The following is a 26,218-nucleotide window of genomic DNA, read 5'->3' on the forward strand; positions in this document are numbered from 1 at the left end:
TCTCCGAACAATAATAAGTTGTGTTAGCTCAACTAACTATAACTCTTGTGCTCGGGTTATGGCCTGCGCCCGGTCTCTGGCGGGCAGCTTGGTGAAGATCGAATTGATGTGGGTCTTCACGGTCGCGACGCTCACGAACAGTCGGGCGGCGATCTCCGGGTTGTTGAGGCCTTCCGTGATGAGCTGCAGCACCCCCGCCTCTCGCGGAGTGAGCTGCGGAAACCGGCTCTGGATGCCCGCGGCGGTGTTGATCGAAGACGCAGCGGCAGGCTGAGGGGTTAGCGTGTTCGTCTGGGTGAAACTGTCGATCAGTTTCGCGCCGATCTCGGGGCCGAACGTGGTCTGACCGTTCGCCACGGCACGGATGGCCGACGCCACCTCGGCCCGGGAGGCGTCTTTTGTCAGATACCCCCGAGCACCGACCCGCAGGGCACCCAGCAGCGACTCGTCGTCTGCGAACGTCGTGAGCACGAGTACGGCCGTCGCGGGCCGCTCGGCGACGATGCGTGCCGTGGCTTCGGTGCCGCCCAGCACGGGCATGCGCAGATCTATCAGCACGACATCGGGCCGAAGCTCGGCCGCGCGCTGCACGGCCTCTTCGCCGTCGGCTGCCTCGCCAACCACATCGATGTCGGGCAGTAGCGCGAGCACGGTGACGAGCCCGTCGCGAACAATGGCCTGGTCGTCGACGACGAGTACGCGAATGCGATCGGCCGTCATGCAGGCTCTGCCACAGTGCGAGCCGGCACGATAGCCGCGACAACGAAGTGGCCGTTCTGCACCCCGGCGCTCAGGGAGGCGCCCGGCAGCGCCTCGAACCGTTCGCGCATGCCGGCGAGGCCGTGCTGGCCGCCGGACTGCTGCAGGCTGGCGATGAGGGGCGCCGCCGTGATGAGCGCTGGCTCTGTGGTGCGGCCTGGTGCAGAGGGGGCGGCGGGTGCAGAGATGATGCCCGGCTCGAGGGCCGTGCTGAGAGCGACTTCGACCGTCGGCGTAAGGGAGCCCGCCGCCAGCCTGACGACAAGGTGAATAGTGCTGCCGGGCGCGTGTTTGCGGGCGTTCGTGAGGCCTTCCTGCACTGCACGGGTGAGGGCCGCCGCGGCGTCGGGTGAGACGCTCACGGCATGTGTCGCCGTGATTTGTGGCAGGTGCTCGGTGACGGCACCGCCCAACGAGCGGTGCGACTCGACGAGGGTGACGATGCTCGAGAGAACCTCGGTGAGGGGGAGCGTCAGCGCGGTGGTGTTCTCAGGGTGGGCTCGCAGGGCATCCACCGCCCGGCGCGCGTCGGCGAGACCGGATGCCGCAAGCAGGCGGGCGTCGTGAACACGACGGAGAGCGTCGTCGAGGTGCCCCGACTCGAGCAGCGCCTCGACGGCGTCGAGTTGCAGCACCAGGCCGCCGAGGCTGTGGGCGAGAACATCGTGGATGTCGCGCGCCACGGCCTGGCGGTCGGCCAGAACCTGCACCCGCGCCTGTTCTTCGCGAATCGCGAGGCGCTCGTCGAGCAACGCCCGGGCCTGCGCATCGGCCCGACGGAACTGGCGGCGGTTGATACCGCCCAGCGCGGCGAGGGCGACGGAGCATTCGATCGCCACGAGGGCGAGCGGCGGCAGGGTGGCCAGGAGCGCACCGATGGGCACGATCACGGCGGTGACGAGAGTGAGGGTGACAGCCCGCCACAGTGGCCATTCGAGGTTGGCGATCGCTCGCAGTACCCCCACCACGATCAGTGTGCAGCCGAGCCCGAGCGTCGGTGCCGCCACGAGTGCGCCGCAGGTTGCCGTGAGCCACAGCGCCAGCGCCCGAATGCGGCGGTCAGCGTGCTGGTTCAGCGTTGCCAGAACGATTTCGGCGATCCAGGCCGCGATGCCGATCAGAGCCACGGCGCTCAGCCAGAGATCGATGACAGGTGTGAACGATGTGAGCAGGTAGAAGGTGACCACCGCCACGCCGAGCAGGTTGAGCCCCAAGCTCAGCGGGCTCAGGCGAGTGGTGTGCGACATAGGTTCATTCTCTCGCTGGCGGCCCGGCTACGCAGCTACCGCCTCGAGACGAATCACCCGTGCAGCCACCACGGCACCACGTGCGGCCCGGTTGGCGGCGATCATGACGAGGATCACGGCAGTCGATGTCGCCAGCTGCGAACCGGCTTGAGTGGCCCATACGTCAAGGCCGATGCGCACCACGATGAAGACGGCCCACAGGGCGAACCCCACCCAGCCGGTTCGGCTCTCGAGATTCGGCACGGGGTCTCCGGGCTTGCCGTTCGCGTGATACCGCGCCTGGTCGGCAGCGGAGATCGGGCGGAACCGTGCAATGACACCCATCGCAGCGCCGACCCCCAGCGAGACGACCACCTCGATGATCAGCAGGCTGATGTCGAGCGTCGACAGAGCAAGGGGGCTCGATGCGTTGGCGAGGGTGACGACCCCGATTATGCCGAGCACAACCGGCAACCGCCATAGGCGACTTGTGACCACGGGGCGCCAGGCGAGCTGGCGGAACCCCAGGAACGCCACGGCAGCGATGATGATGGCCGCGTTGGCGAGAAGTTGAAATGTCATGACCGAAGTCTCGCAAGGCGTGGGGTGGGCATCCACCGCCCCTGGGTGGAGATGAGGGTGGAGATCTCAGACGATCAGGCCGTGACGGGCTTCCTGCGCGAGAGCGCGATGGCACCGGCACCGAGCGCACAGATCACCAGAGCGATGAGGATGACGTAGAACGTCACCGAGAAGTAGCCCTCGGCCGAGGTGACGGGGTTGAGAAACGGGTACGGGTACCACGCTGCGCCGGTGACAGGGTCGAGAGCGAACGGCCCGCGAATCAGCGTGTACGCGGCCCAGACGATGGGAAACGCCACGATCGCCCAGAGACGCCGGTAGTTCAGGGGAATGCGCCCCGGAGCGAAGAGCCAGTCGAGCAGGAGGTAGAGCGGCCCGACCACGTGCAGGATTTCATTCGACCATTCGACGGTCTGGCCCTGCGGCAATGAGATGCCGCGCAGCAGCAGGTTGTAGACGATGCCGGTCGTGACCATGTAGGTGACGACGGCGGCGCGAACGGTGGTGAACAGCAGTGGGTCTCGGGCGGCGTCGTTGCCGACGCCCTGCTTCAGCAGCAGGCCGGCACCCACCAGAAGCACGACAACGCTCGCGGCGTTCGAGTCGATGGTGAAGAAACTGAAGAAATTCGTGACGTAGAAACTGACGTCAGTTGCACCTGCTGCCCGCTGAAAATCGACGGTGTGGGCCAGCTGGGCGATGATGGCGACCGCGACAGCGACCCCCACCACGATTCTCAGAACGACGAACAGTGTGCGCATGTGCTCAGCATAGGGCCGCGCAGCTCGCGCGGCCCCGACGCCCTGCCCAGGCGCTATGCCGCCTTGGCGAACCCACCCTCAGCTGCGTGCCGCGCATCAGGTTTGACGACCTGGCGGTCGGCCACGATGGTGTCGTGCGAGATCTTCATGCCGTCGGCGACCACGACACCGTCACCGATACGGGTGTGGCTGCCGATCTTGACGCCACGGCCGATGCGAGCGTCTTGGCCGATGTGCACGTTGGCGCCGATGAAGACGCCGGGGCCCACCATTGCTCCGCGGTCGATCCAGCTGCCGGCACCGATCCAGGCCCCCTGGCCGACCTGCGCATCAGGTTCGACGTACGCCGACGATTCGATGTACGCGCTGGGATGCACGGTAGCGGTCGCCGAGATGAAGCCCCGACCGTTCAGGTGGTGCTTGTAGCGCGAGAGCTCGCCGAATTCATTTTCGATTTCTACGTATATTTTGCTCAACTGCATCTCCAGAGATTTGTACCTTGTCACGTGTAACAACGAGGAGGCGTCGTCGATTCCCTACAGCGGGGGTGTTCTGTGCGGCGAACAAGACCGGCTGTGGTGGGGGGTTGCCCCGGCACCCGGGTGCGCACATAGGCTGGTCGAATGGAATACCGCGAACTCGGCAGAACACACCGCACCGTATCGAGCATCGGGCTCGGCACCTGGCAGCTCGGCTCCGACTGGGGCAACGTCGACGAGAAAGACGCCGTCGCTGTACTCGACGCGTCGGTCGAGTCGGGGGTGACGTTCTTCGACACGGCCGACGTCTACGGCGACGGTCGAAGCGAAGAGGTCATCGGGAGGTATCTGGCGGCGAACCCCGGCCACTCGATCACCGTGGCCACGAAGATGGGCCGGCGGGTCGACCAGGTCGCCTCGAATTACACTCTCGACAACTTTCGTGCCTGGGCCGATCGGTCACGCCGCAACCTCGGGGTCGAGACGCTGGATCTGGTGCAGCTGCACTGCCCCCCGAGCTCGGTTTACGACAGCGACGCGGTCTACGACGCCCTCGACACACTTGTTTCGGAGGAGGTCATCGCCACCTACGGTTTCAGCGTCGAAGAGACGAGCCAGGCGCTCGCTGCGATAGCGAGGCCGGGAACCGCGACCATCCAGATCATTCTGAACGCGTTCAGGCTGAAGCCGCTCGACGAGGTGTTGCCCGCAGCGCGAGAGGCGGGCGTCGGTATTATCGCCCGCGTTCCGCTGGCGTCGGGGCTGCTGAGTGCGAAGTACTCGAAGCAGACGGCCTTCGCAGCTGACGACCACCGCAACTACAACCGCGACGGCAGCGCGTTCGACGTGGGTGAGACCTTTTCGGGGGTCAACTACGACGACGGGCTTGCGGCGGCGCAGGAGTTCGCCGCTCTGGCTCCCGATGGCGTGTCGTCGGCTGCGGCGGCCTTGGCCTGGGTTCTGCAGCAGGCCGGGGTGAGCACCGTCATTCCCGGTGCTCGAAACCCCGAGCAGGCGCGATCGAACGCCGCCGCGGGCTCGCTGGCGCCGCTCGGCGAACAGTTCGAGGCCAGTGTTCAGGGCATCTACGACCGGTACTTTCGCGCGAGTATCCACTCCCGCTGGTAGGCCTGCACCTCGCCGACACCTCGCCACCAGCACTGCATAAGGCTGTTTTGGTCGCCAGCTACGACATCCGGTGCGGTGGTCACAATAGCCTTATTCAGCGGGCGCCCGGGTGTTTGACGGCCGGGCTGCGCGACCCTAGTCGACCAGGTCGGGGTCGCGCCCCGTGCGCTCGCCCGATTCGAGCGACGCGATGGCAGCCAGATCGTCGGCGTCGAGGGCGAAGTCGAACACGTCGATGTTCGAGGCGATGCGCGACGGCGTCACCGACTTCGGAATCACCACGTTGCCGAGCTGGATGTGCCATCGCAACACCACCTGCGCCGGGGTACGGCCGTGTTTCGCGGCCAGCGCGTCGAGCACCGGGTTGTCGAGAACGCGACCGCGGGCCAGCGGCGACCAGGCTTCGGTGACGATTGCGTGTTGGTCGTTGTAGGCACGCACCTCGGTCTGCGGCAGCCACGGGTGTAGCTCGATCTGGTTGACGCTCGGAACCACGCTGGTCTCGTTCGCGAGGCGTTCGAGGTGGTGCGGGTGAAAGTTCGAGACGCCGATCGAGCGAGCGAGGCCGTCGGCCTGGATCTTCTCCAGTGCGCGCCACGTCTCGACGTACAGGTTCTGCCGGGGCGCCGGCCAGTGGATGAGAAACAGGTCGACGTAGTCGAGGCCCAGCCGGGCGAGGCTGTCGTCGAACGAGCGGCGAGCCTCGTCGTAGCCATGCCGGTCTTGGAAGACCTTGGTCGTGACGAAGATCTCGTCGCGCGGAACCGAGCTCGACGCGACGGCCCGGCCCACACCGACCTCATTGTCGTAGAGCGTCGCCGTATCGATGTGGCGGTAGCCGGCGTCGAGCGCGGAGCCCACCGCAGTGATGGCTTCGTCATCGGTGACCTTGTAGACGCCGAGGCCGAGCTGGGGAATGGTGACGCCGTTGTTCAGCGTGACGAGGGGTGCGAAGGTCATGCCCGCAATTATCCGGCATCGGGCGAGGCCGACCGGGTGGGCATCCGGTGCCGTGTCGAGAATCGGGTGACGCGACCCGATGTGAGCGAGTAGCCAGCAGAACAGGCGGCGCCCCGCGGCTGCGAGCAGTGCAGCTAGCTCGTGACGGTGGCCACGGGCTCGGTGTCGGGAATGGGGCTCGCGTCTCTGCCGCGCAGGTCGGGGTGAAAGCGGCGACCGAGTAGAGGCACCAGAAAGCCGAACAGGGCGAGTACGGCGGCGACGACAAAGGCTCCGGATGACCCGCTCGAGTCGATCATGAAGCCGGCCAGCGCCGACCCCACTGCCGCACCGATCAACTGGCCCGTGCCCACCCAGCCGTAGGCCTCCGCGGTGTCGCTGAAGCGTACGCTCGACGACACGATCGAGAACATGACGGCGAGGGCCGGAGCGATACCGACGCCCGCGAGGAAGAGGAACACGGCCAACCAGCCCACGTTGAGCGACAGCGCGGCGATGGCGGTGCCCACGAAGACGATGAACATGCGCTGGGCGAGGGCCCACGGCCCGATGGCGATGTGGCCGAGCGCGAGACCGCCCACGAGCGAACCCACGGCGAAGACCGCGAGCACGATTCCTGCCTCGGCGCCGCCGTGGCTGAATGCCGACACGACGCCGGCCTCGATGGCCGCGCAGGCCGCGACCAGCAGAAAGCCGACAATCGTGGCGAGAAGCACAGGGGGTTTGGCCAGAACGGCGCCGATTCGACGACGGCTGCGGGGGATGCGCACCCGGCCGAGTTCGGGGCTCGCCAGGAACCAGGCGCCACCGCCCACGAGAAAGGTGACGGCGAGCAGAATGCCCTGAACTGTACCGATCTGCGTCGCCGTGAAGGTTGTGATGACCGGCCCGACCACCCAGATGATCTCCTGCGCCGATGCGTCGAGCGAGAACAGCGGTGTGAGCTGCTTCGAGTTGACCATCTTGGGGTAGATGGTGCGAACGGCGGGCTGGATGGGCGGCATCGTCAGCCCGGCGACGAACGCGACCATCATCGTCGTCGTGATGCTCATGGGTACGAGGGCGATGATCGAAATCGCCACAGCGCAGATGGCAATGGTGCCCGTGATGACCGGGCGCATGCCCCAGCGACCCATCAGACGGCTCGTGAGCGGGCCAGCGATGGCCTGCCCGATCGACAGCGCGGCCAGAACGAGACCGGCAGAGCCGTAGGAGTTGTGCACCCGTTCGATGTGCAGCAGGAACGCGAGTGAGAGCATTCCGAAGGGAAAACGGGCCACCAATTGGGCAGCCATGATGCGCGCGACACCGCGGGTTTTCAAAAGGCTGGAATAACTGCTCACAAGAGGTTAACTGTACCAGCCAGACGGTATTCCCGGTCTACCGTGTGGTGCCCCGACTGTGAACAGAAACTGCACAATCGGGGTACCAGAACTACACGGCGAGCAGCTTCTGGATGCGCTGCAGCGAGACCGGCTCAGCGGTGCCGAGGGTTTGGGCGAAGAGGCTGATGCGCAGCTCTTCGAGCATCCAGCGCGCCCGGATGATCGGCGCCGGCAGCACGACCTCAGCGCCCTGGGGCAGGGGTAGCAGCCCCCCGGCGGCCTCGTAGCGGGCGGTCGCGTTCTGTACTTCGATCATCCATGCGCGATCCCGGGCCACTGCGTCTTGCAGTTTCTGCATGCGCAGCTCGACCCCGGCGAGGTATCGCGGCACGTGGCGCAACTGTTCGGCACCGGCGGCCGAGACGAAGCCGGGGTAGACCAGAGCCGCCAGTTGGGCCCGGGCGTCAGACAGGGCGGGCAGCAGTGAAACGCTCGTCACACTCTTGAGGGCCCGTTCGGCGTCGCGCGCCTTCGTGAGCACGGCTGCCACGTTTGCCACCACGCCGTACATCGAGTCGATCACTGTGGCTGACAGCTGGTCGCGAGCGGCCTCGAATGCCTGTCGGGTGAAAACGAGCCCGTCGGGGTGGTTGAGCCGGATCGCCTGGTCGGCCACCGCCTTCATGCAGTCGTCGAACAGCGCCTGGATGCCGGGGTACGGGCTCGTCGACAGCACCAGCTTCTCGTTCTGGGTCAGGTGCTCGCGCACGTATGAGACGGGCGATGCCACCGCGAGCAGCAGCAGTCGTCGCACTCCGGCGGGGGAGACCCGGTCGGCCTCCTGCTGGGTGCTCATGAGGCGAATGGCGACAGACGTCTTCTCGTCCACAATCGCCGGATACGCGCGAATCACACTGCCTTGCAATCGGGTGTCGAGATGGCGGGGGAGTTCCGTAAAGTCCCACGAGGTGAGGCCGCTTCGCTCGATGGCGTTAGCGGTCTGACTGGATGCCCGGGCGACGCTTTCGCGTGCCGCCGAACGGTAGCGGGTCTGCAGCGCCGCAAGGTCTTTCGACGCGGCCAGGGTGTGGCCCCGATCATCCACCACACGAAACGAAACGGAGAGGTGTGAAGGAATGCGTGATCTGTCGAAGTCGCCTTCGGTGACCGGAATGAACGCCAAACGCGTCATGGTGTGGGCGAGAGCGGTCAGGAAGGGGTCGCCGCCCACGTCGGCGGGAATTGCCGCCAGCAGTTTGACGGCCCAGTCGGTGGCGGGAACGAAGTTCTTGCGAATGTTCTTCGGCAGCGCCCTGATGAGAGCGGTGACCAGTTCCTGTCGGAATCCCGGCACCTGCGACTCGAAGCCGCCCGGCTCGAGGCGGGGCAGCAGCGTGAGTGGCACGGTCACACTCACGCCGTCGTCGTCGGTGCCCGGTTCGAACCGGTAGGTGAGGGCCAGATGCTGATCGCCCTGCTGCCACGTCGCCGGAAACTTGGTCTCGTCGATGTCGGGCGCGCCCTCTGGCACGAGCGAGTCGAGCGTCATTGTCAGAAGGTTCGGCGAATCGTGGCGCGTCGTCTTCCACCAGCCGTCGAAGCTCCGCGCGGTGTTGACGTCGCGAGGAACGCGGGCGTCGTAGAACTCGAAGACCGCCTCGTCGTCGAGCAGCAGATCGCGGCGGCGCGTGCGCTCTTCGATCTCGGCGAGTTCGGTGCGAAAGCGTCGGTTGTCGCGGTCGAAGGCGTGCTGCGATTCCCAGTCTCCATCGACCAGAGCATGACGAATGAACAGCTCGCGGGCGTACGCCGGGTCGACCCGCGAGAACTGCACCCGTCGTTTGAGCACGATCGGTACTCCGTACAGCGTGACCCGCTCGTACGCCACCACGGCGCCCTGTTTCTTCTCCCAGTGCGGCTCAGAATAGGTGCGCTTGCACAGGTCGCCCGCCAACGCCTCGGCCCACGCTGGGTCGATCGAGGCGTTCGTGCGAGCGAACAGGCGGCTGGTCTCCACCAACTCGGCGCTCATCACGGCGTTCGGCTGCTTCTTCGACAGGCCAGAGCCGGGGAACAGGCTGAAGCGCGTCTGCCGTGCACCGACGTAGTCTTTTTTCGCCACGTCTTTCAAACCGATGTGCGAGAGCAGTCCCGCGAGAATCGAGCGGTGAATGCCGTCGGAGTTCATCGACGGCTCGCCGAGCGTGAGATCCAGCGGCTTGCTGAGCTGACGCAGCTGGCGAAACACGTCTTGCCATTCGCGCACGCGCAGATAATTCAGGTGTTCGGCCTTGCAGAGTCGCCGAAACGCGCTCGACGACAGCTCTCGCTGCTTCTCCTCCACGTAGTTCCACAGGTTCAGCAGGGTGAGAAAGTCGCTCGTCGGGTCGGTGAAACGGGCGTGCAGCTCGTCGGCTCGCTGGCGTTTCTCGAGTGGCCGTTCTCGCGGGTCCTGCACGGTGAGGCCCGCGACGATGATCATGACCTCGCGGCTGGTGCCGTGGTTCTTCGACTCGATCACCATGCGGGCGAAGCGCGGTTCGATGGGCATGCGCGAGAGGTCGCGGCCAACGCGGGTGAGCGTGGGTACAGCTGCGTTACCGCCGGGTTTGATGGCACCCGGGTTGATGGCACCCGGGTTGATGGCACCCGGGTTGATGGCGCCGAGTTCACTCAGCAGGTCGAGGCCGTCTTTGATCCCGCGGGAATCCGGCGGCTGCAGAAACGGAAAACTCGCAATGTCGCCGAGCCCGAGCGAGATCATCTGCAGAATCACGGCTGCGAGATTGGTTCTGAGAATCTCCGGCTCAGTGAACGTGGGCCGGGCGAGGTAGTCGTCTTCAGAGAACAGCCGAATGCAGATGCCATCGCTCGTGCGGCCGCTTCGCCCGGCGCGCTGATTGGCCGACGCCTGCGAAATGGCCTCGATCGGCAGTCGCTGCACCTTCGACCGCACGCTGTAGCGGCTGATACGAGCCGTTCCCGTGTCGATCACGTATTTGATGCCCGGCACAGTGAGGCTCGTCTCGGCCACGTTCGTCGCCAACACGATGCGGCGCCGGATGCCCGGGGTGGCCGTTCTCTGAAAGACCTTGTGCTGGTCGGCCGCCGACAACCGCCCGTACAACGGCAGCACTTCGGTTGCCGCGCCCAGCGCGCCGCCCGAGCTGAGACGCCCCCGAATCGACTCCTCGGCGTCGCGGATCTCGTTCTCACCCGAGAAGAACACCAGAACATCGCCCTCGCCTTCTCGGGCCAGCTCGTCGAGCGCCTCGTTCACCGCGTCGAGCGGATCGCGGTTCTCGCTGCGCGTGCTACTCGTGCCGCTTGTGCTGCTCGCCTCGTCTGTGTCGGCACCGTCGTCGACATCGTCGCTCACCTCGCCATCGGCCACCAGGGGGCGGTAGCGAACTTCAACCGGGTAGGTGCGGCCCGACACCTCGATGATGGGGGCGCCGCCGAAGTGCCGGGAGAAACTCTCGGGGTCGATCGTCGCCGAGGTGACGATGACCTTGAGGTCGGGTCGCTTGGGCAGCAGCTCACGCAGATACCCGAGAAGAAAGTCGATGGTGAGGCTGCGCTCGTGGGCCTCGTCGATGATGATCGTGTCGTACTTCTTCAACAACCGGTCGCGATGAATCTCGTTCAGCAGAATGCCGTCGGTCATCAGTTTGATCTGGGTGTTCGGCCCCACCTTGTCGGTGAACCTCACCTGGTAGCCGACCCGGTCGCCCACCTCCTGGCCCAGCTCTTCGGCGATGCGCTCGGCGATCGTGCGCGCGGCGATGCGGCGGGGCTGGGTGTGCCCGATGCTCGTGCGGCCGAGTTCGAGGCAGATCTTCGGCAGCTGCGTGGTCTTGCCCGAGCCTGTTTCGCCGGCCACGATCACGACTTGGTTCGCGGCGATGGTGCGCGCGATCTCCTCGCGCAGTTGGCTGACGGGCAGCTCCGGCGGAAAGTAGATCGTCTCAGCATTCATCGGCCCTCAATTCTACGTGCCGACCGGCCCCGGGAGCCCCCGGAGGCTCGGGTTAGGCTTGAACAATGGCCAACCGACTGGGTGATGCGATCAGCCCGTACCTCCGTTCACATGCCGACAACCCCGTCGACTGGTTCTCCTGGGGTGAGGCAGCATTCGCTGAGGCAGAGCGGCGCGATGTGCCCGTGCTGGTGTCGATCGGGTACTCCACCTGCCACTGGTGCCACGTGATGGCACGCGAGAGTTTCAGCGATCCGGCCTTGGCCGAAGTTCTGAACCGCGGCTTCGTGGCCATCAAAGTCGACCGGGAAGAGCATCCGGAAGTCGACGCGGTCTACCTCGCCGCGGCTGGGGCTTTCACGCAGAACCTCGGCTGGCCGCTCAACGTCTTCGTGACGCCGGAGGGCAAGCCGTTCTTCGCGGGAACGTATTCGCCGCCCGTCGCAGTGCAGGGCAACCCCTCGTTCGGCCAGGTGCTGGGTGCCGTCAGCGACGCGTGGCAGACCCGCCGCGACGACGTCGAGAGCACTGCTCGCCAGCTCACGGCCGCGCTGGTCGCGGTAGAGGACGCAGACCAGGCAGTCGACGCGCTTCCCACCCCGGCACAGCTGGAGCAGGTGGTACTCGAACTCGACGACTACGAAGACACCGTCAATGGTGGGTTCGGTGGTGCGCCGAAGTTTCCCGTCGCGCCGGTGCTCAAATTTCTGCAGGCGATGGATGCACCCGTAGCCACGCGCGCCCTTCAGGCCATGGCGGCCTCCGACCTGCGTGACCGCGTCGAGGGCGGCTTTTTTCGGTACGCCACCCGCGCTGACTGGAGCGAGCCGCACTACGAACGAATGCTCTACGACAATGCGCTGCTGCTCGATGCCTACACCGCTGCGGCGGTGCGGTACCCGGGCGAACAGTGGGCGACCGATACTGCGGCGGGCATCGCCTCGTTTCTTGTCGACGTGCTTCAGGTCGACGGCGGCGCGTTCGCGGCGGCGCAAGACTCCGAGAGCCTCGTCGACGGCACCGCTTCGGAGGGCGGGTACTACGCCCTGAACGCTGCCCAGCGCGTCGATCAGCCGGCCCCCGCGCGCGACCTCAAGATTCTCACCGGGCTCAACGGCCTCGCCATCGCGGCGCTGGCGAGGGCTTCTGCGGCCCTGTCGCCGGCGCTCACCCCTCCATCGTCAACACAGCCGGGCGCGTGGCTGGCCGCTGCCGTCGCGGCGGCCGACTACCTTCTCGGGCACCACCTCCGCCCCGATGGAACCCTGGTGCGGGCCTCGCTGGGAGAGCGCACATCTGACGCCCGGGCGACCCTCGAAGACTACGGAATGTTCGCCGAGGCCCTGCTCGCGCTCGCCGCCGTCACGGGTGACGAGCGCTATTCCCGCACCGGCCGCGACCTGGTCGACAAGGTGCTCGACGCTGGGTTCGCGACTCCGGGCGGCGGAGACCCGGTGCTTGCGGCGCGCGGCTTGCTCATCGACGGCGATGTGTCAGAGGGGGCCTACCCCTCTGGAACGAGCGCAGTGTCAGCGGCGGCGTACGCGTTGTACCTTTCGACGGGCGAGCAGCGTTACCGTGCTGCCGTTGTCGAGGTGTTGACGCCGCTGTCGGCCGATGCGCTTTCGCGGCCCATCGGTTTCGGTGCGTCGCTCGAGATCATGTTGCGGCTCAGCGCCGACGCCTGAGGCGTCAGTAGATCGCCGCCCCGACCAGCGGGAGCGCGTCGTCGACCGACCACTCGGTCAGCGACCCGTCGTAGATTGCCACGTCGGTGACCCCGATGAGAGCGAGTGCGAGGGCGTCGGCCGCCGCCGCAATCGCACCATCGCAGTAGGCCACGATGAGAGTCGGTGTGCCCGCGACGGCAGACCGAGCGGTGAGATCGAGCGTCGGGGCGAACAGGGCTCGCAGGGCATCCGGTCTCAGAAATGCGTTCGTCTCAGCGTCGACCAGGCGCCCGGAGGGCACGCTGACGCTGCCGGGAATGTGCCCACGCCGGGCGCGCTCGCCTGACTCTGCGGCGAACTCGCTGGCCGGAACGGCGCACACCAACGTGGCAGCGGCCTCGCCCGAGACGACCGACGCGACGAATGTCTTGTCTGCCCAGAGCTGTGGGCGCTCGGTCGACGTGAATGCGCCTCGAGCCGGTTCGACAGAGCCGGTGTCGATGGGCCGGTCTTCGTGGTTCCACTTGGTGAGGCCACCGTCGAGCACTGCGACGCGGTCGTAGCCGTTGGCCCGGAAGAGCCACCAGAGCCGGGCTGCCCACTGGCCCGCGGCGGTGTCGTAGACGATCACGGTGCTGTCGTTCGTCACTCCGACGGCGGCCGCGGCAGCCTCGAACTGCGCGATGCTGGGGCGTTCGAAGCCGAACGCGCCAGTCGGGTTGCTGAACTCGTCAATCAGATCAGCGAAGATGGCGCCCGGAATGTGCCCGCCCACCAGGTACTGGTCGAGCCCGCTGAGCCAGGTGGGGTGGCTGTCGAAGCCCGTCACCCGGAGAACGCTCGCGTCGAGCACCACCACAGAATCAGAACCGATGTGGTCGCAGAGCCACTGGGTCGAGACAATGGGCGCGACAAGAGGCGAGACCATGCGGGGTGAGGCCGTCGTGCGCTCGTGCGAGTGGGCAGGCCTCGCGAGAGGGATGACGTGTGCGGCGATTCCGGCGGTGGCCGGAGAGCCTGAGGTCGTACGTGAATCGTTCACGGCCCCAACGCTAGCCCCGCAGAGCGTCGGGCAGCTGGGTATTGCAACAGAGTGTAATAACCCGCTCGGGTACTGCGGTCGCAACGGCAAATGCCCGCGCACACCCTGAATTCGGGCGGTACGCGGGCAGGTGGTCGATCGTCGTGGTGAAGCACAGACTCGGTGAGCACAGACGCGGTGAGCACGGATGTGACGAAGCCGAGACGCCTTCGGGGCTAGCGCAGCACCTTGCGTGCGGTGATCTGGCCGGTGTCGAAGCCGAGCAGGTGCAGGCCACCGTGGAAGCGCGCGTGTTCGACTTTGATGCAACGATCCATGACGACGGTGAGCCCCTTGCTCTCGCCGTAGACTGCTGCGTCTTGGTTCCAGATACCGAGCTGGATCCACACCGTCTTCGCGCCGACCGCGAGCACGTCGTCGATGACCGACGGAATGTCGCTGGCCTTACGGAACACATCGACGATGTCGGGAACCTCGGGCAGCGACGCCAGATTGGGGTAGGCCTTCTGGCCCAGAATGGTGTCGGCATTCGGGTTCACGAAGTACACGCGGTAGTCGGCCGACTGAAGCAGGTACGTGCCGACAAAGAAACTCGACCGAGCCGGGTTCGGCGAGGCGCCGACAATGGCAATCGACTTCGCTGCACGCAGAATCTTCAGGCGAGCCTTGGCATCGGGGCCAACCCAGGTGCGCTGTGATTTCAGCAGCTTGGCGAGAGGAGAGCTGGCCGGAACGTCGCAGGTCAGCCCATTGGCGAACTGCGTGGTGACGGTGTCGGTGGTGACGTTGTCGGTCTGTGCGGCCTCGGCCGCACCACCCGGTGCATCGATGGTGAGTGACATTACTTACCCTCCGTTGCTTTGGCCAGAGCTTGGTCTAAGTCGTAAACGATGTCGTCGGGGTCTTCTATTCCCACGCTGATGCGCACGATGCCCGGCAGAACGCCTGCTTCGAGCAGCTGCTGCTCAGAGAGTTGCGCGTGCGTGGTGGAGGCGGGGTGGATGACGAGGGTCTTGGCGTCACCGATGTTCGCCAGGTGGCTCGCGAGGTCGACGGACTCGATGAACGTGCGGCCGGCGTCGCGGCCACCCTTCACTCCGAAGCTGAAGACCGAGCCGGGGCCCTTCGGCAGGTACTTGAGGCCACGTTCGTAGTGCTCGTGGCCCGGCAGGCCTGCCCAGTTGACGAAGTCGACGCGCGGGTCGTTGTCGAGCCACTCGGCGACGATTCGAGCGTTGTCGACGTGTGCCTGCATGCGGAACGCGAGGGTCTCGACTCCCTGTGCGAGCAGAAAGGCCGAATGTGGGGCGAGAACGGGACCGATGTCACGCAACTGCTCGGCGCGCAGACGTGTGAGAAACGCGTATTCGCCGAAGTTGCCCGACCACTCGAGGCCGCCGTAGCTCGGCACCGGCTGGCCGAACAGCGGGAACTTCTCGCTGTGCCAGTCGAACCGACCGCTCTCGATGACAATGCCGCCAAGCGTGGTGCCGTGGCCGCCCAAGAACTTGGTGGCCGAGTGGATGACCACGTCGGCACCCCACTCGATGGGGCGGTTGAGGTAGGGGGTGGCGATGGTCGAGTCGATGATGAGCGGCAGCCCGTGGGCGTGCGCCACGTCGGCCAGACCCTCGATGTCGGCGATCTCGCCAGACGGGTTGGCCACCGTCTCTGCGAAGATGAATTTGGTCTTGTCAGTGATCGCAGCGGCGTAGTCGGCGGGGTCTGAGCTTCTGACGAAGGTCGTGTCGACGCCGAACCGGCGAAGGGTCACGTCGAGCTGCGTGATCGAGCCGCCATAGAGGTTGGCCGATGAGACGATGTGATCGCCTGCTCCCGCGAGAGACGCGAACGTGATGTACTGCGCGGCGAGACCGCTGGCCGTCGCCACAGCGCCGAGGCCGCCTTCGAGGCTGGCCACCCGCTCTTCGAATGCAGCAACGGTGGGGTTCGACAGACGGCTGTAGACGTTGCCGTATTTCTGCAGAGCGAACCTGGCCGCAGCATCCGCAGTGTCGTCGAAAACGAACGCCGACGTCTGGTAGATGGGCAGGGCGCGAGCACCCGTCACCGCATCAGGAATGTTGCCTGCGTGGATTGCCCGAGTTCTGAAGCCGTATTCGCGATCTGCCATGCCCCAACGCTACCCGAGCGCTCTGGCCCGGATGCCCGGGGTCGACTCCCTTGGTAACAATTCCCCTGCTCGTGGCCCTGTGCAGGAGTAGTTCGAAGGCGGTGACCCATCGTTCTGAACATCCGCATCGAATGGATGTCAATGCACGGCTGCCCCGCAGCATCCCAAGCTAAACTCGAACCACGTCAAAGTCGACCGAAAGAAGTGCCCGATGAGTGCTGGTTTTGCCACCATGTCCGTTGCATCGATCCTCGTTGAAACAGCGAGGCGCATGCCTGAAAGGGTGGCGCTTGTCGTGGGCCCGACAGAGACCACCTATGCAGAGCTGTGGCAGCAGACCCGTGAATACGCCGGGGCCCTCCGCGAGCGAGGAGTGAAACCGGGAACGCCCGTCGCCATGCTGATTCCGAACGTTGCCGACTTTCCGCGGGTCTACTACGCGGTGCTGTCGCTCGGTGGAGTCGTCGTGCCGATCCACGCCCTGCTGAAGGGCAAGGAGATCGAGTACGTGCTGCGCGACAGCGGCGCCGAGTTGTTGGTGTGTGCCGCGCCGCTGCTGACCGAGGGGGCGAAGGGCGCAGCGCTGGCGGGCGTTCCCGTTCTGAGCGTGCTGCTGCCCGACGCAGCCCCTGAACTGCCACCCCGGCTCGAAGACGAGGCCCGCAGCGCCCAGCCGATCGAGACATACGTTCCGCGTGACCCGTTCGACACGGCGACGATTCTCTACACCAGCGGAACAACCGGAACCCCGAAGGGCGCCGAAGGCTCCCACCTGGCGCTGGTCGAACAGGTGAACGTGTCGCTGCTGACCACCTTCGACATGAAAGAAGGTGACCGCGTTCTCGGCGCGCTGCCGCTGTTTCACACCTTCGGTCAGACCTGCACGATGAACACCGTCTTCCGGGCCGGCGCGACGCTCGTGATGGTGCCCAAATTCGACGGTGACACAGCCCTGCGGGTCATGAACGAGCAGCGTTGCACCATCTTCATGGGCGTGCCGACCATGTACATCGCCCTTCTCGACGCCGCCTCCCGCACCCCCGAGCGCCCGCCGCTGCGTTACGGCATCTCGGGCGGTGCAGCGATTCCGGTGGCGGTCATCACCAAGTTCCGTGAATCGTTCGGCACCGAGATCCACGAGGGCTACGGGCTCACCGAGACCTCACCGGTGGCCACGTTCAACATGGTGGGTGTGCCTCCGCGCCCCGGCACCATCGGAACACCCATCTGGGGAATCGATGTCGAAATCGCCGATTCGGAGGTGAGCGATTCGATCGTGCTGCTGCCGACCGGCGAGCTCGGTGAGCTGGTCATCCGGGGTCACAACCTGATGAACGGGTACCACAATCGTCCTGAAGACACGGCCAAGGCCATGGTCGACGGCTGGTTTCGTACCGGAGATCTGGGCCGCAAAGACCACGACGGGTACCTCACCATCGTCGACCGAACGAAAGACATGATTCTGCGAAACGGCTACAACGTCTACCCGCGTGAGGTTGAAGAGGTGCTGGCGAAGCATCCCGCCGTCTCGATGGTGGCCGTCTATGGCGTGCCCCACGAGACGCACGGGCAGGAGATCATCGCGTCTGTCGTGCTGGTTGCCGGAGCGTCGACCAGCCCCGACGAACTGAGCGCGTTCGTTCAAGAAGACGTGGCGCACTACAAGTATCCGCGGCACATCGACATCGTCTCTTCGCTGCCGATCGGCCCGTCAGGCAAGGTGCTGAAACGGGAGCTGGTCGCGGCGTATGTCGCCGCAGCAGACCAGCCGGCCGAGCCTGCTCCGATCAGAAGCTAGGTTCTGCCGAACGCTGTCACGTGAGAATCGCGACGGCGCCGAGAGAGAGCACCGCGATCAGGGCCCACGACGCGAGCCCCACAATCAGGGCGCGCCAACCGGTACGTGCCAGTGCGGCGAACCGGATGTTCGAACCGAGTGCGAAGAGTGCCATCGCGAGCAGCGCGGTCTGAAGCATGTCGGCGACCGAGAGCAGCTCGCCGGGCAACGGAACCACCGTGCGCACGACGACCGCGGCCAGAAAGCCGGCGATGAAGAGGGGCACGATGGCCGGGCGCTTGGCGCTCGTGCCCGAGCCGCTGCGCTTGATCTCGGCTGTGTTGCCGGCGCCCGCACGGAGTTCCCGCGCGTCGCGCGCACGCTCGACGAGCCCGACGATCGCCACCATGGGGGCGAGGGTCAGCACCCGGGTCAGCTTGACGACCACGGCAACGGCGAGCGCGGCCGGCCCGGCGATCTGAGCGGTTGCGACGACCTGACCCACGTCGTGCACGCTGAGCCCCACCCACATGCCGAACTGCTGCTCGTCGAGGCCGAGGGGCAGGCGCAGCACCGGCAGGATGAAGATGGCCAGTGTGCCGCACAGCGTGACGAGTGCGATCGGGGTGGCCTGGTCTTCGTCTTTGCTGCGGGTCACTGCGCTCATCGCGCCGACAGCCGATGCGCCGCAGATGGAGAACCCGGCGGCGATGAGAATGGGCTGGGTTCCCGGCAGGCGGAGCAATTTGCCGAGCCCGAGCGTCGCACTGAAGGTGATCCCCACGATGAGAACGATCACGATGATAGTGGGCCAGCCGAGCCCGGCAATATCGAACAGCGAGAGCTTCAGCCCGAGCAGCACAATGCCGATGCGCAGCAGCCGACGTGCGGCGAGCGCGATGCCCGGCTTCAGAACGGTGTCGAGCAGACGCTGGCTTGCAGGGATCTGCCCGGCGATCATTCCGAGCCCCACTGCAGCGGTCAGGAGCGGCACGGCGGGCACCAGCGAATGGATGCCCAGCGCCACCAGCGCGGCCACCCCCGCCACGACGACTCCGGCCCCCCACCGCGGCCACCACGTCGGCGTCAATCGGGAGCCGCTGCCACCTGCCGAACCTCCACCAGTGCTGCCAGTGCCGGCTCCGCCTTCTACCGCCATGACGGCAGCCAGTAGTGCAGGGTCAGAAGCCACCCGGGGATGGGCTGGGCCGTCCAGACCGGCCAGAAGAACACCGAGACCGCCACCGTGAGCAGAAGGTAGGCGCCCACCACCCACAGCGCGAGCACCCGTTTTCGACGGGCATCCGTTCTCGCGCCCAGGGCCAGCCCGATGACGAACGTCAGCCCCAGGATCATGTACGGCTCGAAGGCGATTGTGTAGAACTGGAAGATGGTGCGGTTCGCGTACATCAACCACGGCAGGTAACCGGCAACCATGCCCATGAGAATGAGCCCGACCTGCCACTCACGCTTACGAATGAGTCGGTAGACGAGGTAGAACAGGGCAGCCGTTGCAGCCCACCAGATGGCCGCGTTGCCCACCGAGGTGATGTTCGCGTAGCAGGTCTGTTCGCCGCAGCCGCCGGTGCCGTCGGTTGTCGTGTTCACGTACATCTGGGTGGGCCGAATCATGAACAGCCACGTGAAGGGGTTCGCTGCGTAGGGGTGCGGTGAATGTTCGTTCACATTGAAGTTGTAGACCGACACCTGGAAGTGCCAGAAGTTCTGGATGGTCAGTGGAACCCACGACAGCGAACCGGTCCACTCGGTGCCGCTCGTCTGGGCCCACGTTCGGTAGTACCCACCGGCCGTGGTGAACCAACCCACCCAGGTGGCCAGGTAGCTCGCCAGAAACAGCGGAACCATCACCAGAAAGGTCGCCGGGCCCTGCTTGAGGATGGCCGCACTGATCCAGAACGGAAGCCCCACGCGGCGGCGGGCGAGCGCGTCGACGAGCAGCGAATACACGGCGAACGCAACGAGAAAGTACAGCCCCGACCATTTCACGGCGCTGGCCAGACCGAAAGCCAGAGCAGCAGCCATCAGCCACGGGCGCCACCAGAACGTGGGCCCCCACGACGCTGTGAGCCCCTCTCGCTCGCGTCTGTCCACCCAGGCCGCCAGTCGCCGGGCATGCCATTCCCGATCGAGTAGCATCGCCCCGAAGCCCAGCAGCATGAAGAGCATCAGTATGCCGTCGAGAATGCCGATACGGGCCATCACGATGGCGTGCCCGTCGATGGCGAACAGAAACCCCGCGATGGTGCCGAGCAGTGTCGACTTGAAGAGTTTGGTGCCGATCATCGCGATCAGCAGCACAGCCAGAATGCCGCACACCGCGACCGAGATGCGCCAGCCGAAGCTGTTCTCTGCCCCGAACACCGAGAGGCCGAGCGCCATGATCCATTTACCGAGCGGCGGATGCACCACATACGACCCGACGTTCGTGAACTGGTTCACGTCGCCCGCGTTGAACGCGGTGTCTGCGTTGGCGGGCCAGCTGCCCTCGTAGCCCAGGTGAAGCAGCGACCACGCGTCTTTCACGTAGAAGGTCTCGTCGAACACGAGGCTGTGCGGGTCGCCGAGGTTCCAGAGCCGGAGGATGGCGGCGAGCAGGGTCACTGCGAGCGGGCCGCCCCATCGCCACGCGCTCTGGCGGCCAGGGGTGCTGAGCAACCGACCCCACCAGGCGTCGAGGCGGCTGCCGACGGGCTCGCGAACGTGCGCCGGGGCGTCTTCGGGCACAGGCGTGGGGGGTTCAGAGTCGGTCGTGAGGCTCACCCGCCCCATGCTACTGAAGGTGCCCGCCGCCGCCGTTCCCCGTGCCGGTTTCTGTGGATAACTCCAGTTTTGCGTGGAGGGTAGCGAGAGCATCCGGTGCCATATCGGGCAGACTGGGGGCATGATCATCCTCGCGGCGACGCCCATCGGCAATCTCAAGGATGCCTCGGTGCGGCTGATCGAGACCCTCGAAGCCGCTGAGGTCGTCGCGGCCGAAGACACGCGCGTCACGGCCAAGCTGCTGCGCGCGCTCAATGTGAGCAACCGGCCCCGGCTCATCGCGTTGCACGACCACAACGAACGCGAGAAGGCGGCAGAGCTCGTGGAGCTCGCCCGCAGCACCGATCTGGTCGTTCTGAGCGACGCAGGCATGCCCACCGTTTCTGATCCGGGGTTTCATCTCGTGCAGGCCGCGGTGGCGGGCGGGGTGGATGTCACGATCATTCCGGGCCCGTCAGCGGTCGTCTCGGCGCTCGCTGTATCGGGTCTGCCCACCGACCGCTTTACATTCGAGGGGTTTCTGCCGAGAAAGCAGGGCGATCGGCTGTCGACGCTCGGTGATCTGGTGCGCGAGCGGCGCACGATGGTGTTCTTCGAGTCACCGAACCGGCTGGCCGCGTCACTGGCCGACATCGCCTCGGTGCTCGGCGACGACCGGCTCGTCGCGGTCTGCCGCGAACTCACCAAGCTCTATGAAGAGGTGAAACGCGGGGGAGCAGCCTCGCTCGTATCGTGGGCCGAGGCCGGAGTCAAAGGCGAGATCGTGCTGGTTGTCGCGGGCGCCGCGGCCCTCGAGGTCACACTCGCAACGGGCGTTGCGCAGGTTCTCGAGCTGGTCTCCGACGGCCAGCGGCTGAAAGATGCGGCGGCTGCGATCGCCGACGCGACGGGGCTCAGCAAGCGCGACCTCTACGAAGCGGCGCTGCAGTCGCGGGCATCCACTACTCCTGCACAGGCGGCAGCGCACCTGAGCTTTCCACCACGGCCGTAACAGGGCCGGGCGCCCGGCCCCCGCAGCTTAGGATGTTGCTTATGTCTGACGGCTCTTCGTTCTATATCACCACCCCCATCTTCTATGTCAACGACGTGCCCCACATCGGCCACGCGTACACCGAGGTCGCCTCTGACGTGCTCGCGCGCTGGCACCGCCAGGCCGGCGACCCCACCTGGTTTCTGACCGGAACAGACGAGCACGGCCAGAAGATCCTCCGCACGGCCACGGCCAACGGTGTCACGCCCAAAGAGTGGGCTGACCGCCTGGTCGAGACCGCCTGGCAGCCGCTCTTGCAGACCATCGACATCTCGAACGACGATTTCATCAGAACGACGGATGCCCGTCACGAGGTCAACGTTCAGCTGTTTCTCCAACGCCTGTTCGACGCCGGCTACATCTATACGGGCGACTACGAAGGTGCGTACTGTGTGGGCTGCGAGGAGTACAAGCAGCTGGGTGACCTGATCGACGGCACAGGCCCCTACGAGGGCCAGCAGGTCTGCGCCATCCACTCGATTCCGGTCGAGCTGCTGCAGGAGCGCAACTATTTCTTTCGCATGAGCGACTTCACCCAGCCGCTGCTCGACCTGTACGAGTCGAACCCCGACTTCATTCAGCCCGAGAGCGTTCGCAACGAGATCATCGCCTTCGTGAAGCGCGGGCTCACCGACCTCTCCATCAGCCGCCAGAGTTTCGACTGGGGTGTGAAGGTGCCGTGGGACGACTCGCACGTCGTCTACGTCTGGTTCGACGCCCTGCTGAACTACATCACCGCGGCCGGCTACGGCTACGACGACGAGAAGTTCGCGCGGCTGTGGCCCGCCACCCACATCGTGGGCAAAGACATCGCCCGCTTCCACGCGGTCATCTGGCCGGCCATGCTGATGGCCGCCGGCATCGAGGTGCCCAAGCAGGTCTTCGGCCACGGCTGGCTCCTGGTGGGCGGTGAGAAGATGTCGAAGTCGAAGCTCACCGGTATCGCGCCGAACCAGATCACCGACACCTTCGGTTCTGACGCGTTCCGGTACTACTTCATGAGCGCCATCAACTTCGGCCAAGACGGCTCGTTCAGCTGGGAAGACCTGTCGGCCCGGTACCAGGCCGAGCTTGCCAACGGTTTTGGCAACCTCGCCTCGCGCTTGGTTGCCATGGTCACGCGGTACTTCGACGGCGTCATTCCTGACCCCGGCGAGTCTGAGGCGGCCGACGAGCGCGTGCGCACCATCGAGCGCCGGGTGGTCGACGACGCCGATGCGGCGATCGAGCGGCTGGCCATCCACGAGGCCCTGTCGTCGATCTGGGAGCTCGTCGACGAGCTGAACGGGTACATCACGGCGCAAGAACCGTGGGCGCTGGCGAAGAAACCAGAGCTGCTCGACCGACTGCAGACGGTGCTGTTCACGGCAGTTCGCGGGGTCGGTACGCTCGCCGTGCTGTTGTCACCGGTGATCCCCGAGGCGACCGGCACGCTCTGGCAGGCTCTGGGTGGTGTGGGTGAGATCACCGACGTGCCGTTGCGCACGGCGTACCACTGGGAGACCGACGGCAAGGTGTGGCCGCTTGAGCCGCTCTTTCCGCGCATCGAGAACATCGAGGGCTCTGGCGGCCCGGCGGCCCGTGAGTAGGCTCGAAGCATGACCGACGGCTCGCCCACCATACGCAAGCGCGAGCCGTCGGCCGGGCGCGACCTCACGTATCCGCCGCTGCCCCAGGCGCTGACCGTTCCGGTGTACGACAACCACACGCACCTCGAGGTGCAAGACGGCGATGATTCGCTGTCGTACCGCGAACACCTCGACCGGGCATCCAGTGTCGGCGTGCGCGGCGTGGTACAGGTGGGCGGCGACGTCGAAACCTCGCGCTGGTCGGCCGAGCAGGCACTTCGTGAGCCGCGGATGCTCGCCGCCGTCGCGCTGCACCCGAACGAAGCTCCCGTCTACGACGAGGCCGGCACGCTCGACGACGCGCTCGCCGTGATCGCCGAGCTGGCGACGCGACCCCGGGTCGCGGCCATCGGGGAGACCGGGCTCGACTTCTTTCGCACGTCGGGCGAGAAGGCGCTCGCGGCGCAGTACCGGTCGTTCGAGGCGCACATCGAGATGGCGAAAGAGAACAACCTCGCCATGCAGATTCACGACCGCGACGCACACAGCGAGGTCATCGCCACGCTGAAACGCGTCGGGGCACCCGAGCGCACTGTGTTCCATTGCTTCTCAGGAGACGCCGAGCTGGCCCGCGTCTGCGCCGAGAACGGCTGGTACATGTCGTTCGCCGGCACGGTGACGTTCAAGAACGCCGACAACCTGCGCGAAGCCCTCGCCGTCGCGCCGCGAAACCTGCTGCTGGTCGAGACCGATGCGCCTTTCCTGACGCCGGTGCCGCACCGGGGGCGGCCGAATGCGCCGTACTTGATTCCGTACACGCTGCGTGCGATGGCCGAGTACCTGGGCACCGATGCCTCGATGCTCGCGGCGCAGATCACGTCGAACACCGAGCTCGTCTACGGCTCGTGGAACGCCGAACCCGTCGTGCTGCCGAGCTACACCGACTGAGTCGCCGCCGATGCCCTGTTCTCCTGCTGCCAGATTTGCCAGACCCGCAAGACTTGCCAGACCCGCCAGACCCGACCCGAAAGAACCCTGTGACCGACCCTAAGGCCGCCCTCCTCGGCCCCGCCGAGATTCGCGACCTCGCCGAAATGCTCAACCTCACGCCCACCAAGAAGCTCGGCCAGAACTTCGTCATCGACGGCAACTCGGTGCGGCGCATCGTGCGCATCGCCGGCGTGCAACCAGGCGAGACCGTGGTCGAAGTGGGCCCGGGTCTCGGGTCACTGACCCTGGGCATCCTCGAGGTCGGGGCAGAGGTCATCGCCGTCGAAATCGACAAACGTCTCGCCGAGCAGCTGCCCCTCACCGTGAGCATGCTGCAGCCGGATGCCCGGCTCACCGTCATTCGCGACGACGCCCTTCGCATCCTGTCGCTGCCCGGTGCCCCCACGCGCCTGGTCGCGAACCTGCCGTACAACGTCTCGGTGCCCGTGCTGCTGCACTTTCTCGAGCACTTCTGGAGCATCCTCTCCGGCGTCGTCATGGTTCAGGCCGAGGTGGGGCACCGCATCGCGGCCGAACCCGGTTCGAAGGTCTACGGCAGCCCGAGCGTGAAGGCTGCATGGTATGGCGAGTGGCGAACGGCCGGCAACGTGAGCCGGCAGGTGTTCTGGCCGGTGCCGAACGTCGACTCAGTGCTGGTCGCCTTCGAGCGCTCGCGCACGAGCCTGGCCAGCGAAGAACTGCGGTTGTTGACGTTCGAACTGGTCGACGCGGCCTTCCAACAGCGGCGCAAGATGCTTCGGCAGTCGCTCTCCGTCGTGTTCGGTACCTCGAAGACGGCCAGCGAGATGATCGAGTCGGCGGGGCTCGATCCGACCGTTCGCGGCGAGCAGCTCACGGTTCACGACTTTCTCGCGATAGCGGTGGTACGACAGGCAGCACTGCGGCTCGGGCCCGATGCGGGGGAGCGGGCATCCGCCTAGCACACGGGTCGGCACGAAACGAGAAGTCGCTGGCTGAGCTAGGTTGAATGCATGACGATGAACGCGGGCTCCAAAGCGGTTCATGTCAGGGCACCTGGCAAGATCAACGTGTTTCTCAAGGTCGGTGCCGTCATGGACGACGGGTATCACGATGTGGCGACCGCCTATCAGGCCGTATCGCTCTATGAAGATGTGCGCGCGTACGCGGCCGACGACTTCTCGGTGACCTTCAGCGGCAGCATCGACACCTCGACCCTCAGCACCGACGGGTCGAACCTCGCCATTCGCGCGGCGCGCATGCTCGCGCACAAAGCTGGGTTTCGCGGCGGGGTGAGACTCGAAATCTCGAAGAACGTTCCCATCGCGGGTGGCATGGGCGGCGGATCGGCGGATGCTGCAGCCACCCTTCTGGCCTGCGACACGCTCTGGGGCACCGACCTCGGGCGCGAAGAGCTGCTCGGGCTTGCGGCCCGGCTCGGGGCCGACGTTCCCTTCGCGTTCACCGGCGGCACCGCCATCGGCACGGGGCGTGGAGACCAGCTCAGCCCGGCGCTCGCGAAGGGCCAGTTCCAGTGGGTGCTGGCGCTCGCCGAGTTCGGGTCGAGCACGCCAGAGGTGTACCGCGAGCTCGACCGGCACCGCGACCGGCACGCGCAAGACATCTTTCCCGCCCAACACCAGCCGTCAGTCGACGCGGATGTTCTGCAGGCTCTCCGCGCGGGCGATCCCCACATGCTGGCCGAGTCTCTGCACAACGATCTGCAGGCCCCCGCCCTGCACCTGGCGCCGCAACTCGGGCACGTGCTCGAGATCGGCGAGGCGAACGGTGCGCTCGCGGGAATCGTCTCCGGCTCCGGCCCCACCGTCGCCTTCCTGGCCGCCGACCTCGACGGCGCCCTCGAACTGCAGATCGCCCTCAGCGCGGCCCGCCACACCGTCGTGCGCGTCTCCGGCCCCGTGCACGGCGCCCGCCTCATCGGCGACTGAGCCCCCCGGCCCCCCCCCCCGAGCCCGGTGGCGTATACACATCTGACGCTGCCGCCCCATATAGAGGTGTAGATGTGGGTGGGGGCGGGATGATTAAAA

Annotated in this window: 21 protein-coding genes; 8 read left to right on the forward strand and 13 right to left on the reverse strand. The window is 66.0% G+C overall.

Features of this window, described 5'->3' with window-relative positions; all coding sequences use genetic code 11:
- Positions 1-36: 36 nt before the first annotated feature.
- From QN358_RS09860 to QN358_RS09880, 5 genes are all read right to left on the reverse strand, one after another.
- The gene (locus QN358_RS09860; protein WP_136642156.1) at positions 37-720 is read right to left on the reverse strand and encodes a response regulator transcription factor; all 684 of its coding nucleotides are present in this window, start codon (positions 718-720) and stop codon (positions 37-39) included.
- Positions 717-2,006 carry a sensor histidine kinase gene (locus QN358_RS09865; protein ID WP_323512236.1) on the reverse strand — a complete coding sequence of 430 codons (1,290 nt, stop codon included), beginning with the start codon at positions 2,004-2,006 and terminating at the stop codon, positions 717-719. The genes QN358_RS09860 and QN358_RS09865 overlap by 4 nt, the downstream gene beginning before the upstream one ends.
- 27 nt (positions 2,007-2,033) lie before the next feature.
- Positions 2,034-2,567 (reverse strand): hypothetical protein, encoded by a 534-nt coding sequence (locus QN358_RS09870; RefSeq protein WP_136642158.1) that lies wholly within the window; start codon positions 2,565-2,567, stop codon positions 2,034-2,036.
- Positions 2,568-2,641: 74 nt separating this feature from the next.
- Positions 2,642-3,328: a Pr6Pr family membrane protein gene (locus QN358_RS09875; protein WP_136642159.1), complete on the reverse strand. Its 687-nt coding sequence runs from the start codon at positions 3,326-3,328 to the stop codon at positions 2,642-2,644.
- 53 nt (positions 3,329-3,381) lie between these two features.
- Entirely contained in the window at positions 3,382-3,804 is a 423-nt protein-coding gene (locus tag QN358_RS09880; RefSeq protein ID WP_161580406.1) for a hypothetical protein, read from the reverse strand.
- Positions 3,805-3,951: 147 nt separating this feature from the next.
- On the opposite strand from QN358_RS09880, the gene QN358_RS09885 reads away from it, so the two are divergent.
- Entirely contained in the window at positions 3,952-4,935 is a 984-nt protein-coding gene (locus tag QN358_RS09885; RefSeq protein WP_136642161.1) for an aldo/keto reductase, read from the forward strand.
- Between the two features lie 135 nt (positions 4,936-5,070).
- Here QN358_RS09885 and QN358_RS09890 read toward each other — a convergent pair whose 3' ends face one another.
- The 3 genes from QN358_RS09890 to hrpA all read right to left on the reverse strand — a co-directional run bounded on the left by QN358_RS09890 (position 5,071) and on the right by hrpA (position 11,199).
- Positions 5,071-5,895 carry an aldo/keto reductase gene (locus QN358_RS09890; RefSeq protein ID WP_136642162.1) on the reverse strand — a complete coding sequence of 275 codons (825 nt, stop codon included), beginning with the start codon at positions 5,893-5,895 and terminating at the stop codon, positions 5,071-5,073.
- Positions 5,896-6,029: 134 nt separating this feature from the next.
- Entirely contained in the window at positions 6,030-7,238 is a 1,209-nt protein-coding gene (locus QN358_RS09895; RefSeq protein ID WP_136642163.1) for an MFS transporter, read from the reverse strand.
- A 91-nt stretch (positions 7,239-7,329) separates the two neighbouring features.
- Positions 7,330-11,199 (reverse strand): ATP-dependent RNA helicase HrpA, encoded by a 3,870-nt coding sequence (gene hrpA, locus QN358_RS09900; RefSeq protein WP_323512237.1) that lies wholly within the window; start codon positions 11,197-11,199, stop codon positions 7,330-7,332.
- A 65-nt stretch (positions 11,200-11,264) separates the two neighbouring features.
- Here hrpA and QN358_RS09905 point away from each other — a divergent pair, with 65 nt between their 5' ends.
- Positions 11,265-12,887, forward strand: a complete 1,623-nt coding sequence (locus QN358_RS09905; protein WP_323512238.1) for a thioredoxin domain-containing protein — start codon at positions 11,265-11,267, stop codon at positions 12,885-12,887.
- Positions 12,888-12,891: 4 nt separating this feature from the next.
- Here QN358_RS09905 and QN358_RS09910 read toward each other — a convergent pair whose 3' ends face one another.
- The 3 genes from QN358_RS09910 to QN358_RS09920 form a co-directional block, all read right to left on the reverse strand.
- Positions 12,892-13,911, reverse strand: a complete 1,020-nt coding sequence (locus tag QN358_RS09910; protein ID WP_323512239.1) for a sulfurtransferase — start codon at positions 13,909-13,911, stop codon at positions 12,892-12,894.
- 215 nt (positions 13,912-14,126) lie between these two features.
- Complete coding sequence (locus QN358_RS09915; RefSeq protein ID WP_136642167.1) at positions 14,127-14,753, reverse strand: CoA-binding protein; 627 nt, start codon at positions 14,751-14,753, stop codon at positions 14,127-14,129.
- On the reverse strand, positions 14,753-16,045 hold the full coding sequence (locus tag QN358_RS09920; RefSeq protein WP_136642168.1) for an O-acetylhomoserine aminocarboxypropyltransferase/cysteine synthase family protein: 1,293 nt from the start codon (positions 16,043-16,045) through the stop codon (positions 14,753-14,755). Before QN358_RS09920 ends, QN358_RS09915 begins: the two co-directional genes overlap by 1 nt.
- A gap of 211 nt (positions 16,046-16,256) precedes the next feature.
- Between QN358_RS09920 and QN358_RS09925 the strand changes: the two genes are divergently transcribed.
- The gene (locus QN358_RS09925) at positions 16,257-17,843 is read left to right on the forward strand and encodes a long-chain-fatty-acid--CoA ligase (RefSeq protein ID WP_136642169.1); all 1,587 of its coding nucleotides are present in this window, start codon (positions 16,257-16,259) and stop codon (positions 17,841-17,843) included.
- Between the two features lie 16 nt (positions 17,844-17,859).
- On the opposite strand, the gene QN358_RS09930 is transcribed toward QN358_RS09925, so the two are convergent.
- A complete protein-coding gene (locus QN358_RS09930; RefSeq protein ID WP_136642182.1) occupies positions 17,860-18,981 on the reverse strand; it encodes a YeiH family protein in 1,122 nt (373 codons plus the stop codon).
- Entirely contained in the window at positions 18,972-20,612 is a 1,641-nt protein-coding gene (locus tag QN358_RS09935) for a dolichyl-phosphate-mannose--protein mannosyltransferase (RefSeq protein ID WP_136642170.1), read from the reverse strand. The genes QN358_RS09930 and QN358_RS09935 overlap by 10 nt, the downstream gene beginning before the upstream one ends.
- A 112-nt stretch (positions 20,613-20,724) precedes the next feature.
- Here QN358_RS09935 and rsmI point away from each other — a divergent pair, with 112 nt between their 5' ends.
- The 5 genes from rsmI (at position 20,725) to QN358_RS09960 (ending at position 26,119) form a co-directional block, all read left to right on the forward strand.
- Complete coding sequence (rsmI, locus tag QN358_RS09940; protein WP_136642171.1) at positions 20,725-21,594, forward strand: 16S rRNA (cytidine(1402)-2'-O)-methyltransferase; 870 nt, start codon at positions 20,725-20,727, stop codon at positions 21,592-21,594.
- 41 nt (positions 21,595-21,635) lie between these two features.
- Complete coding sequence (metG, locus tag QN358_RS09945; RefSeq protein ID WP_323512240.1) at positions 21,636-23,222, forward strand: methionine--tRNA ligase; 1,587 nt, start codon at positions 21,636-21,638, stop codon at positions 23,220-23,222.
- Between the two features lie 9 nt (positions 23,223-23,231).
- Positions 23,232-24,149, forward strand: a complete 918-nt coding sequence (locus QN358_RS09950) for a TatD family hydrolase (RefSeq protein ID WP_136642173.1) — start codon at positions 23,232-23,234, stop codon at positions 24,147-24,149.
- A 146-nt stretch (positions 24,150-24,295) separates the two neighbouring features.
- Positions 24,296-25,132 carry a 16S rRNA (adenine(1518)-N(6)/adenine(1519)-N(6))-dimethyltransferase RsmA gene (rsmA, locus tag QN358_RS09955; protein WP_237280365.1) on the forward strand — a complete coding sequence of 279 codons (837 nt, stop codon included), beginning with the start codon at positions 24,296-24,298 and terminating at the stop codon, positions 25,130-25,132.
- A gap of 51 nt (positions 25,133-25,183) precedes the next feature.
- Complete coding sequence (locus tag QN358_RS09960) at positions 25,184-26,119, forward strand: 4-(cytidine 5'-diphospho)-2-C-methyl-D-erythritol kinase (protein ID WP_136642175.1); 936 nt, start codon at positions 25,184-25,186, stop codon at positions 26,117-26,119.
- Positions 26,120-26,218 lie beyond the last annotated feature (99 nt).

Source organism: Subtercola sp. RTI3 (genome assembly GCF_035018625.1).
GTDB lineage: Bacteria > Actinomycetota > Actinomycetes > Actinomycetales > Microbacteriaceae > Subtercola > Subtercola vilae.